The organism is Flavobacterium sp. CR10, assembly GCF_055814415.1.
The window spans coordinates 983,017-995,567 of the sequence record NZ_CP185985.1 but is presented as its reverse complement, the minus strand read 5'-3'; the positions used below and the strand labels follow the sequence as shown (position 1 = coordinate 995,567).

The window sequence follows — 12,551 nt, the reverse complement described above, 5'->3', positions numbered from 1 at the left end:
TGATAATAAAGAGTTTGGTTAATTTCACATTAATGTAGATAAAGAAAAGTTTAAAAGGTTGCGTCAGAATTGAAAAAAACTGATTTAAACCCGTCAGTTTGAATAAACTAACGGGTTTTTACTCAAATAACCAATCAACGTAAATTCTAAAAAAAACTCCCAATTGATATATGGCAGTACCAATTACAAACTGCTTTTTTTAGATAGATGAAGGTTTGGTAAAATGGTTGCGTGGAAATTTGATTTTTTTTTCAAAATAAAAAAAGCCGAGAGATTTTTAGTATAATCTCTCGGCTTTTAAAGTGTCCTTTTTTAGACTTATTTTTTAGGCATTAGCCAATTCTTTCATATGCTCTTTAATTTTAATTTCCAGTTCTTCAGCAAGTTCTGGATTATCTTTAATTAAAGCTTTAACAGCATCACGCCCCTGACCTAATTTTGTGTCGCCGTAGCTGAACCAAGATCCTGCTTTTTTAACAATGTCAAATTCAACAGCTAGGTCTAAGATTTCGCCAGTTTTAGAAACTCCTTCTCCGTACATAATATCGAATTCGGCAGTTTTAAATGGTGGCGCTACTTTGTTTTTAACAATTTTAACTTTAGTTCTGTTACCGATGACGTTTTCACCATCTTTAATTTGAGCAGAACGACGAATATCTAAACGAACAGAAGCGTAAAATTTAAGTGCATTACCTCCAGTTGTAGTTTCCGGATTTCCGAACATAACACCAATTTTTTCACGAAGCTGGTTGATAAAGAAAACCGTACAATTTGTCTTGCTGATAGTTCCAGTAAGTTTTCTCAAAGCTTGAGACATCAAACGTGCGTGAAGACCCATTTTTGAATCTCCCATTTCACCTTCAATCTCACTTTTTGGAGTTAAAGCCGCAACAGAGTCAATTACAACGATGTCTATAGCTCCAGAACGAATTAAGTTTTCGGCAATTTCTAAAGCTTGTTCTCCGTTGTCCGGTTGAGATATAATTAAGTTTTCGATATCAACATTTAATTTCTCAGCATAGTTTCTATCAAATGCATGCTCCGCATCTATAAAAGCGGCGATACCACCGGCTTTTTGCGCTTCAGCAATAGCGTGAAGTGTTAAGGTAGTTTTTCCAGAAGATTCTGGACCATATATTTCTATAATTCTTCCTTTTGGATATCCGTTTACTCCAAGAGCTAAGTCTACACCTAGTGAGCCAGAAGAAATCGTTTCTACTTCTACAATGGCTCTGTCGCCCATTTTCATTACGGTTCCTTTTCCGTAGGTTTTATCAAGTTTATCAAGCGTTAATTGTAGTGCTTTTAATTTGGCTTCTTTCTCTGAACTCATTTTTTTCTAATATCTAAATTATTATTTTGTCTTTCTGGATAAAAATAAGAAAATTCTGCTATATTTTTATTAGTCAGTTTTATAATTTGTAAAATTACTTCTTTTTTTGAAGTTTGATTGTTCCAAATTGTCACAAAATCGTTCTATACAAATAAAGCCTTTAATTCTGTAGCGTCGGTTGGTTTTATTTTTCCTGCCAGTAGTAAACTCAATTGTTTACGACGCAGCGCAGCATCAAATCGCTGGATTTCTAATTCGGTTTCTGGTACAATTGCAGGAACTTCAACAGGTCTTCCGGTATCGTCTACGGCTACGAAAGTATAAATTGCTTCGTTGGCTTTGGTTCTGTTTCCAGATTCGCGGTCCTCTACCCATACGTCAATAAAAACTTCCATAGAACTTTTAAAAGATCTAGAAACTTTTGCTTCTACTGTTACAACGCTTCCAAGCGAAATGGCTCTGTTAAAAGCAACGTGATTTACAGAAGCCGTTACTACAATTCGGCGCGAATGTCTGCGGGCCGCAATACTAGCCGCGCGATCCATTCTGGCTAATAACTCACCGCCGAAAAGATTGTTTAAAGGATTTGTTTCGCTCGGTAAAACTAAATCAGTTAAAATAGTTAGAGATTCTGAAGGATGTTTTGGATTCATTTTTTAAATAATTTTTTTTATTGCCACAGATTTCAAAGATTAACAAAGATTTTCTAATCCTTTTAATCTGTTAAATCTATGGTTTTTTTTAACTTCTAGTTGATCTAATTCAACCAATAAACAGCCATTACAGCTGGTATAAAATATATGACAATGGTTCTCGCACCATCGTAATCTTTTGCAAGTCTTTGTCCGAAAAGCATCATTAGCAAACAGATACAAGAAAAGATAGCTCCGTAAAAGCCAAATTCTCTGCCGTTATTTGTAAACAATTGAATTCCGCCCACAACACATAAAATTCCTGAAATCAATTCTAAAATCAATAAATGTAAAAGGGCAAGCGGAACCTGATTTTTTAAAGGCGTTTTGGCAAAGTGTTCCTTTAGCCAGGTAACATTATCTTTCCAGTAAAAAATTTTTTCGTAACCGGATTGTAGAAAAGTTAAAGCTAGAAAAGCCAAAAGCAAAATTGAGGCAACATTGTTCATTATGAATTATTTTTTATGAATTAAACGAGTCAATTTAATCGATAAATCGGTTAGGATTATTTTCGCATTTCCATTTCTTTCAATATGATACATAGCATCTGAAAGTTCTTTGAATATTTCGTGGATATTATTTCCGTTAACGAACGGTGCAAAATTCTCCAGTTTAAATTTATCCACTTTTGGTTCTATATAAACTAAGTCTGGCGCTTGATAATTTAGCATGAGGGCCTGTCGGAACATTTCTATGCAGTATTGAATAAATTTTTTCTGACTTTCACGCCCCAATGCAGCAATCTGCTCGCTCCAAGAAATTAAGTCCTGAATGGCGGCCGCATTTCCTTTTGCTCTAAAAGCAGCACGAACCCAATTGACAAACCATTGTTCAAAGGGAAGATCGTCATCGTCTTCTTTTAACAAATGCAATGCTTTATTAAAATTTCCCTGCGCCTGATGTGCAATTTTTTTTGCTAGATTTTGATCTATATTTTCTTTAGCAACCAAAGCTTCTGCGATGACCTTTTCTGGAAGTCCACTAAAGTGAATTACTTGGCATCTTGAACGGATGGTTTGTATAATATCTTCTTCGTTTTCAGAAATCAGAATAAACATGGTTTTGTCTGATGGCTCTTCTAGAAGTTTCAAAAGTTTGTTGGATGCGGCGATATTCATTTTATCGGCCATCCATATAATCATGATTTTGTATCCGCCTTCGTAAGATTTTAGTGAAAGCGATTTTAAAACTTCTTGTGCATCTTCAACACGAATTTCCCCCTGTTTGTTTTGAACGCCCAGAATTTTGTACCAATCGAATAAACCTCCATAAGGCATTTCTTGAATAAAGTTTCGCCAGTCCTGAATAAAATCTAAACTTTTGGGTTTTGTTTTTACGTCTTCGGTTGTAACGGTTGGATAAATAAAATGCAGATCGGGATGAGAGATGTTATCAAACTTTAGATTGCAAGAATCATTTCCGTTTGAATTTTCATCGCCGGTATTATTGCATAAAATGTATTGGGAATAAGCAATGGCAGTTATTAATGTGCCGCTTCCTTCAGGACCAACGAATAATTGAGCATGAGGAATTCTACCAGAAGCAGCACTTTTTATCAAGTGGCTTTTGATGTAATCTTGACCTAAAATTTGAGAAAATTGCATGGCGCAAAGATAGAAGAAAATGTGTAGTCAAAAATTTTAAGAAGTAAGATTATTTATTCGTTTCAATTTTCAAATTTAGATGCTAAGTTTTGGAATATTTTTTGGCTAACTTTTGATAGAATTTTGTTAATAAATATCCTCAAGTGAGTAAATATCAAGATGTTTTTGTTAATATTTTTTTTCAAAAACCCGATAAGGGTGTTTTTTTTGGGTATTTATAGAGTCAATTTTATATTTTTTATAGTTAATATCTTACGATTTTTTAATTAACATTTTTAACAAAATGCACGTTAAAACGCACATTTTCTCGACATAACGCTGGTTTTTAAGGTTTTTTTAAGGAAATTTTTTGAAAAAAAAAACCATTACAGTTGTAATTTAAGTTAATTTATATATTTTTGTTTTTATCAACAACCAATTATAAAATAAGAATCTATGAAAGGGAAAATTATTCTATTTAGTGCTTTTTTTATCTTAACTACTGCGGCTGTTTCAGCACAAGCTAAAAACGCACCAAGAAGTATTATCAGTACAACTGCTCTTATCCGAAAATACCATGATCAAAAAGAATTAAGCGGTATGCAAAAGGGTGAGCTTTTGGAATTATACATCGAGCGTATTAAAGTATTAGTTAAAACTCTCCCTTACATTGCTTTGGTTACAAAACCTGGAGTTACTATGGCTGACCTTGGTATCCCAGACGATAACGAACACAAAAAAGTATTAGATGCTCAGGCAGTAGGTACGTCGACATTTTTGGATACAACTGTAGAATTCCAAAGAAAGATGATGCCTTACTCTGATAAAGGAAATCTAATTGCGGCAATTTTGTTCTACGAAAGTACATTGAAATCATTACATGAGTTCAACGATTTGAACGAAATGTAATAAAGTAATTTTTTAAAATCTTTTTTTGGAAAGTTTAAGTGAATACCAGCTTTGACATTCTCAAAAAACAAAATAAAAAAAACTCACTCTCAAGGGTTCTGAAGAATTTCAGAAAACTTGAGAGGAGTTTTTACATTTACGCATACCCAAATTTATTATTAACCGTAATACCCCCCTTATCATGAAAAAAATTACTCAATTAATCTGCGTTCTTTTGACAGTTGCGAGTATGAATGCTCAACAAGAGAAAGGAATTATGGGCTACACCAATTGGTTAAACAACTGGACTGAGTTTAAGCCTAACAAAGTTGATTATGGAGAAGCAAACCAAATTTTGGCAGGAAACATTTCTGTTAATACTAAATTGCTGAAAAGAAATATCTACGTTCTTCAAGGAAACGTTTATGTTACAAACAATGCTGTTTTAACAATCGAACCAGGAACTGTAATTATTGGTGATTTCGAAACTAAAGGAACATTAGTAATCACAAAAGGAGCACAATTAGTTGCTGATGGTTTAGAAACAGATCCAATTGTATTTACTTCAAACCGCAGCATGAAAAAAGCTGGAGATTGGGGTGGAATTGTAATCCTTGGAGATGCGCCAATCAATAAGTTTGGAAATGTAGGTTCTTATAACTTAGATCTTGATCCTACAATGACTACTTATGGTGGAGACAATGTAGCTTCTAACTCAGGAATTTTAAGGTTCGTTAGAATCGAGTTCGCTGGTAAAAAAGTAAAAGGAGCTGATACTTTCAACGCCTTAACTCTTGCTGGTGTTGGAAACAAGACAGTACTTGAAAATGTAATGGTTAGTTACGCTGGAGGAGATTCTTTCGGAATCTTAGGTGGTGATTTAAATGTTACAAAATTTGTTTCTTATAAATCAGTTAATGATGACTTTAAATTCTCTCAAGGAGTTCAATGTCGTTTCTTCAACTCTTTAGCAGTTAGATCTTCTTACTTCTCAAGCACTAAAGACGGATCTCGTTGTATGGAGGTAAGATCTTTTGAGAAGAAAAGTGAAACAGATTTCACTAAAAAACAAACTTTAGTTGTTGCAAGTAATATTACAATGGTTAATGACAGCGAAAACATTAACGCTGATATTCAAGCAGGTTTAGTAAAAGAAGCTGTTTATGTAGCTGAAAATGCTTCTCTTGAAATGAAAAGAAGTGTAATCTCTGGATTCAACCCTGCAGTATTATTAGACAGCAAAACTGAAATCAATGATGCCAACCTTAAAAAAATCAAATTTGAGGAAATGTATTTCAACTTATGTAAAGGAAATATCTTTACTGAATACAATTCTAATAACGAAGATTTAGAGAGCTGGTATGGAAACAGTGTATTCTTTAACGTTTACTCACAAAGCGATAATAAAGAAACATTCATTGATATCTTCAATCCTAAAAAACCAGATTTCAGATTACAATTAGGAAAAATCACGGCTTCTAGCGGTAATAGATAAATAGTTTCGATTTTTATTTCCCACGCGTAAATTTTATTAATTAAGTCCCCAGACACAATTTATGTATCGTCTTAAGGGCTCAAATAAAGATCAAGACATAATGGTATCTACGAAAAAATATTTTTTATATATAATATTTTTGGTTTCGCCTATATCGTTAACTCTATATGCACAGAATACAGCAGAAAATCCTACTAAGGTTGCTGTTTCTGAGTGTGGGTTGACTTTGGCTAATAATAACCAAAATAACAATACTAATGCTGTTATTGAAAACAGCAATTCAAGTAATTTAAATCAGTCTATAGTAGGGATGTCCACCCCCAAGGATGGCCTTACTATAGCGGCTGAGCCAAATATTGTATCTAATGATTGTGAGGAGAACTCAACACTTGCAGCGACTTCAATTATTGCAAAAGAGGTAATTGAAAATTACAAGTATGATTTCTCTGAAACAGTTATAGATATCTTGTTTTTTGAGCGTATAGATCTAGCAAGAACACGCACTATATGATTCAAAAAATTACTTTATCTTTTTTTAAAGTTTTACTATTATTCAGCATAATCTTCTTTGCTGGATCAAATACTTATGCGCAATCATCAATATCTCCGCAGCAATTACCTTTTAAGGATATTTGCGCTGGAGATATTGTTGATGGTGCTAAATACAATGAATACTTAGTTACTTTTTCGTATTTAAATTTTGCGTCAAATATTACGTTTTCTGTTCAATTGTCTGATGAGTTTGGTAGTTTTACCAATCCAACATCTACTACTACCCTTGAAGTTATTCAATTATCAAGTACTGAACAAACAATTAAATTCGCAATTCCTACGACATTAAAAGGTTCTAATGCTTACAGTTTAAGAATAGTAAGTAGTAGCGGGGTTAATAGTCCTAGAGCACAAAATTTTTCAGGGTCATACTCTTTTTCAGCCTATTATAAAGACTATGTATCTTCGTTTTTGATAAATCAAAATAGAAATACTGCCGCTTTCTGTTCTGGCGGTAGTTTTACTTTAACAGTAGATAATCTTACTCCTGAGATAGCAGAATCGTCACCTGCAAACTATCCGAATGTTAAATACAAATGGTACAAGGATGATGTTTTAATTTCAGGACAAAATTCGTCTTCTTTAGTAGTAAATTCTGCTGGTGTATATTTTGCAGAACTTGATTATGGCGAATGCTCAAATGTGAATTTTAGTTCAAATAGAGTTACAGTTTCTTCATCATCTTCTGGTTCTGGGGTTACGATAAATTCATCTTTAGGAAATCCTTTTTGTGCTAGCGGTTCAGGGACGGTTTTAACAGCAACTTCAGGGAATAGCTATCAATGGAAAAAAGATGGTAATATAATCACAGGAGCAACAAATCGTACGTATTCTACAAACGAATCTGGAGTTTATTCAGTGGAAGTCGATTTTGGTGGATGTAAAGCGACCGGAAGTATTAATTTGCAAAGTAACAGTTTTGAAGCAAGTACTGACGCTCAAGACGGATACAAATTAAGTGAGGGTGAAACTATAACGGTTAACGTTACAACAGATGCTTCTGCTCCTACTTTCGAATGGTATTTGAACGATAATTTAATTTCTGGTCAAACATCGAGTTCTTATGTTATAGCTGTTAAAGGTAATTATAAAGTAAAAATTTCTCAAGCATCTGGTTGTATTGCAAGTAAAGAATTTTCATTTAGAATAAATGGAGATTCAGCGCCATCAAGTGTTATTCCTAACATTATAAAGTTAAGCGGAATGAATCCGTATTGGAACATTCCAGACGAATATAAAAATGCAAATACGAAGGTAATGATCATTAGTTCAAATGGAGAAATGGTTTTGGATGTAGTGAATTACCAAGGCGATTGGCCCGAAAACAATATAGATTTTAAAAATGTTAATCCCGTTTATTACTATGTCATTCAAGGCGATGCAGGTGAAAAAAAAGGATCAATAACTGTTATAAAATAATATGAAGAAACTTTTACTATTCATCACGTTATTTTACGGTTTATCAAATGTACTCTATTCTCAAGACGCTTCTGAGGATGGAGTTGTTTCGTTTTCATTACCCATTAGAAATTCTTTAAAGTTTAATAGATATTTAATTAACCCAACATTTAGTTTCGTTAGAGAATCAAACCCATATGCAAGTTTTTATAATAAAAGGCAATGGGTGCAGTTTGAAAATGCTCCGCAGACGTATTTAGCTAATTATTCTGGACGATTTAGAGAGAATGAAGCATTTGCTGTTGGCCTATTTCAGCAGAATTATGGATTGATGACTGTTTTTGGTGGAGTTGGAAATTTTGCTCACAACATCGTTTTACAAGAGGATAGTAATTTGACTTTTGGATTAAATGTTGGAATCTATCAAAGTGGTATCAATACAGGAAAAATCATATCAGATGATTCCACTATTTTAACTGGAGATTTTCCAAAAAGCACATTGCTGACTGTAAATCCTGGAATTAACTATGGTACAGAATTTTTAGATTTCGGATTAGCAATTAACAATTTAGTGCTTTATAATTTCGGATCTGGAATGGTAAAAGAAGATCCAGAAAGAGCTATTCAATTGCATGCTATGTATACTGGATATATTGACAGTTATGGTTTTTTTGACAGAAGTAAATTTTCTGGAATTGTTAGAACAGAAATCAAAAAAGATAAAACAGTCATTTCTGGACTTGCTATGCTGGCACTTCAGCAGGGAGTTTGGGCACAGGCTGGATATAACACATTATATGGAGTTTCTGCAGGACTTGGAGTTAATATAACGCCAAGTATTGCTATTGAATATAATTATGAAAGAGGAATGGGTAATTTCTCAAATTTGGGAGGTTCTCATGAATTTGCCATTGCTTATAAATTCAAAAATAGAAATTACTATTACGGAGATGATGATGAAGGATCTCTAGTTGATCCGTCAAAATCAAAACCAGTGCCAGCTAAACCGCAATCAGAAGCGACTCAAGTCAACAGAGCAGAAATCGCCGAAAAGAACAGATTAGCAGCAGAAGCAAAAGCAAAAGCAGATGCTGAAGCAAAACAAGCAAGACTTGCGGCAGCCGAAAAAGTTAGAGCAGATGCAGAAGCTGCAGCAAAAGCAAAATTAGAAGCAGACAATAAAGCGAAGGCCGATGCAGAGGCTGTTAAAATAAAATTAGCTGCAGAGGCAAAAGCGAAAGCTGATGCAGCAGCGGCAGCCAGAGCACAAACTGCAGCGGCAAATAAAGCTTTGGCTGAAACACAAAAAACACAAGCCCAACTTGCTGCAGATAAAGCTAGGGCAGATGCAGAAGAACGCAGAATAAAACTAGCTGCTGATAATAAAGCAAGAGTAGATGCGGCGGCAGCTGCAAGAGCACAAGCAGCAGCAAATAAATCTGGAGCGGTTGTACAAAAAACACCAGAACAGTTAGCTGCAGATAAAGCGCAGGCTGATGCGGAAGCACTAAAAATAAAATTAGCAGCTGACGCTAAAGCAAAAGCCGATGCAGAAGCTTTACAAGCAAAAGTTGCAGCAGCTGATAAAGCGAAAGCCGACGCAGAAGAGGCAAAAGCTAAAGCAGCGGCAGCAAATGCAGCTGCGCCTACACAGCAAAAAACAGCTGCACAGCTTGCTATAGAAAGAGCAAGAGCAAACTCAGAAGCTGCGGCAAAAATGAGATTAGCAGCTGCTGAAAAAGTAAAAGCAGATGCTGAAGCAGCAAGACAAGCAAGATTAGCAGCGGCTGAAAAAGCGAAAGCTGACGCAGAAGCAGCAAGATTAAAATTAATTGCAGATAATAAAGCCAAAGCTGACGCTGCTGAAGCAAAACGTAAAGCCGATGCAAAAGCCAAAGCAGAAGCAGCAGATATGCAGTCAATATTAGCTGCAGATGCAAAAGCAAAAGCAGATTCAGATGCATTGCAGGCAAGACTAGCAGCAGAAGCAAAAGCTAAGACTGCGGCAGAAGCTAAAACAAAAGCATCAATTGATGCCGCTAACAAAGCAAAATTAACTGCAGATGCAAAAGCCAAAGCCGCAGAAGAAGCAGCGCTTAAAGAAAAATTAGCCGCAGAAGCAAAAGCAAAAGCAGATGCTGAAGCAAGACAAGCAATTATAGCTGCAGAATTAAAAGCAAAAGCAGATGCTGAAGCACTGAAAATAAAACAAGCAGAAGAAGCCAGACAAGCCCAATTAGCGGCTGAAGCTAAAGCGAAAGCTGATGCCGAGGCACTTCAAGCTAAACTTGTAGCAGATGCAAAAGCTAAAGCTGATGCAGAAGCAGCGGAAAAAGCAAAATTAGAAGCTGAAGCAAAAGCTAAGGCAGATGCCGAGGCTGAGAAAGCGAGATTGGCAGCTGAAGCAAAAGCAAAAGCAGACGCCGAGGCTGAGAAAGCGAGATTGGCAGCCGATGCTAAGGCCAAAGCTGATATGGAAGCTTTACAAGCTAAACTAATTGCAGATGCTAGAGTAAAAGCTGATGCAGAAGCTACGGCAAAAGCAAAAGCTGAAGCCGAAGCGAAAAAATTGCAAGAAGAGGAAAATGCACGTCAGGCTAAGTTAGCAGCTGATGCAAAAGCTAAAGCTGATGCTGAGACATTGAAAGCGAAACAAGCGGCCGAAGCAAAAGCCAAAGCTGACGCTGAAGCAGAAAAAGCAAGATTAGCTGCAGAAGCAAAAGCTAAAGCTGATGCAGAAGCATTGCAGGCTAAACAAGCTGCAGAAGAAAAAGCAAGAGTAGAAGAAGAAGCACGTCAAGCTAAATTAGCAGCCGAAGCTAAGGCCAAAGCCGATGCCGAAGCTCTTCAAGCGAAACTTGCAGCTGATGCCAAAGCAAAAGCTGATATGGAAGCTTTACAGGCAAAATTATTAGCTGATGCAAAAGTAAAAGCAGATGCCGAAGCTACCGCAAAAGCGAAAGCAGAAGCTGAAGCGAAAAAATTGCAAGAAGAAGAAGCTCGTCAAGCGAAGTTAGCCGCTGATGCAAAAGCCAAAGCTGATGCAGAGGCATTAAAAGCTAAGCAGGCAGCTGAAGAAAAAGCAAGATTGGATGAAGAAGCTCGTCAAGCGAAGTTAGCCGCTGATGCAAAAGCCAAAGCTGATGCAGAGGCATTAAAAGCTAAACAGGCAGCTGAAGAAAAAGCAAGATTGGATGAAGAAGCTCGTCAAGCGAAGTTAGCCGCTGATGCAAAAGCCAAAGCTGATGCAGAAGCATTAAAAGCTAAACAGGCAGCTGAAGAAAAAGCAAGATTGGATGAAGAAGCTCGTCAAGCGAAGTTAGCCGCTGATGCAAAAGCCAAAGCTGATGCAGAAGCATTAAAAGCTAAACAGGCAGCTGAAGAAAAAGCAAGATTGGATGAAGAAGCTCGTCAAGCGAAGTTAGCCGCTGATGCTAAAGCCAAAGCAGACGCAGAGGCGCTTCAAGCGAAATTGGCAGCTGAAGCAAAAGCCAAAGCCGATATGGAAGCTGAACAAGCAAGACTTCTGGCAGAAGCAAAAGCCAAAGCAGACGCAGAAGCTACAGAGAAGTTGAAAGCTGAAGAAGAAACAAGACGCTTGAGAGAAGAAGAGGAACGCCAAGCAAGATTAGCTGCAGAGAGAGCCAAAGCTGATGCGGAGGCAGCAGCATTAGCAGCTAAAGCGAAGGATGATACTGGAAAAGCTATTGAAAACTTGACACAATCTGTTGAAGGAACAAGTAACATTCAAACAGATTTATTAAATCAGTTTAAGGCAACTGTTGCGAATAAGCAAAAAGACTTGAACGATTTAAAAGAAGAGAATGATTTAAGTGAAAAAGGTATTTATAGAGAGCCAAAGCCATTCAAAAGTGTAGCGGCAGAAAATAGCCAGATTGAGGCATTGAAAGTTCAGATTGCTGATGCAAATAACAGCATGAAGAATGAGATTGCAAAACTGACAAATCTTTATAACGAGAGGCTTAAAAAGTTCCCTAAAGATGATCCTTTGAATAAAGCATATCTTGAAAAAATAAACGAATTGAAGGCGGCTCAGTTGAAAATGGAAAGAGAAGGTGCTGCTTTAATTGCCGATTTAGAGCGTATTAAAACAGAGACTGAAATTGAGCGTAAACGTCGAATTAAACGTGCAGCTTATGAGAATGATGAAGGAAGATATGCTCAGGACGTTGCCTCTCTTAAACGTATAAAAGAGACAACTAAACTAAGCAGTACACCGTTAAAAGCAAGTGATTTTGATTTTGGTGAAGAGCAGTCAAATATGCAAATTATCAAGAATATTAAAAACTCTGATAATGGCTATTATTTAATTGTTGCAGTTCACAATAGTGTTGAGAAACGAGATGAGTTCTTAACAAAAGCAGTCGCTGCAGGACGTTCAGATATTAATTTCTTTTATAATGTAGCTACAAGTAAGTACTATATCTATTATGAGAAATACGACGGTTTACAAGAGGCAACAAAAGCACTAGATGCAAAAGGTAGTAAACCATACAATGGTAAAATGGCCATTGTAAAAGTGGAGAATTAGTAAAAGCACTAGTCTCTCTTAAAAAAGGGAAGAGAGACTTTAAAATAAATGTTATCAA

General features: G+C 36.1%; 9 protein-coding genes. 5 read left to right on the top strand and 4 right to left on the bottom strand.

Going from position 1 to position 12,551, the window contains the following annotated elements:
• Positions 1 to 325: 325 nt before the first annotated feature.
• The 4 genes from recA to ACNRYB_RS04525 form a co-directional block, all read right to left on the bottom strand.
• On the bottom strand, positions 326 to 1,333 hold the full coding sequence (gene recA, locus ACNRYB_RS04540; RefSeq protein ID WP_111368298.1) for a recombinase RecA: 1,008 nt from the start codon (positions 1,331 to 1,333) through the stop codon (positions 326 to 328).
• A 143-nt stretch (positions 1,334 to 1,476) separates the two neighbouring features.
• On the bottom strand, positions 1,477 to 1,986 hold the full coding sequence (locus tag ACNRYB_RS04535; RefSeq protein WP_008465736.1) for an acyl-CoA thioesterase: 510 nt from the start codon (positions 1,984 to 1,986) through the stop codon (positions 1,477 to 1,479).
• A gap of 104 nt (positions 1,987 to 2,090) precedes the next feature.
• Entirely contained in the window at positions 2,091 to 2,474 is a 384-nt protein-coding gene (locus ACNRYB_RS04530; RefSeq protein ID WP_129745774.1) for a DoxX family protein, read from the bottom strand.
• A gap of 6 nt (positions 2,475 to 2,480) precedes the next feature.
• The gene (locus tag ACNRYB_RS04525) at positions 2,481 to 3,629 is read right to left on the bottom strand and encodes a DNA polymerase III subunit (protein WP_129745773.1); all 1,149 of its coding nucleotides are present in this window, start codon (positions 3,627 to 3,629) and stop codon (positions 2,481 to 2,483) included.
• Between the two features lie 435 nt (positions 3,630 to 4,064).
• Here ACNRYB_RS04525 and ACNRYB_RS04520 point away from each other — a divergent pair, with 435 nt between their 5' ends.
• The 5 genes from ACNRYB_RS04520 to ACNRYB_RS04500 all read left to right on the top strand — a co-directional run bounded on the left by ACNRYB_RS04520 (position 4,065) and on the right by ACNRYB_RS04500 (position 12,493).
• Complete coding sequence (locus tag ACNRYB_RS04520) at positions 4,065 to 4,517, top strand: hypothetical protein (RefSeq protein WP_008465732.1); 453 nt, start codon at positions 4,065 to 4,067, stop codon at positions 4,515 to 4,517.
• 181 nt (positions 4,518 to 4,698) lie between these two features.
• Positions 4,699 to 5,991 carry a hypothetical protein gene (locus ACNRYB_RS04515; protein ID WP_129745772.1) on the top strand — a complete coding sequence of 431 codons (1,293 nt, stop codon included), beginning with the start codon at positions 4,699 to 4,701 and terminating at the stop codon, positions 5,989 to 5,991.
• 100 nt (positions 5,992 to 6,091) lie between these two features.
• Entirely contained in the window at positions 6,092 to 6,502 is a 411-nt protein-coding gene (locus ACNRYB_RS04510; protein ID WP_242502474.1) for a hypothetical protein, read from the top strand.
• A complete protein-coding gene (gene sprC / locus ACNRYB_RS04505) occupies positions 6,499 to 7,962 on the top strand; it encodes a gliding motility protein SprC (RefSeq protein ID WP_473729362.1) in 1,464 nt (487 codons plus the stop codon). Before ACNRYB_RS04510 ends, sprC begins: the two co-directional genes overlap by 4 nt.
• 1 nt (position 7,963) lies before the next feature.
• Positions 7,964 to 12,493, top strand: coding sequence for a PorP/SprF family type IX secretion system membrane protein (locus ACNRYB_RS04500; protein ID WP_473729361.1), 4,530 nt, complete (start codon positions 7,964 to 7,966; stop codon positions 12,491 to 12,493).
• Positions 12,494 to 12,551 lie beyond the last annotated feature (58 nt).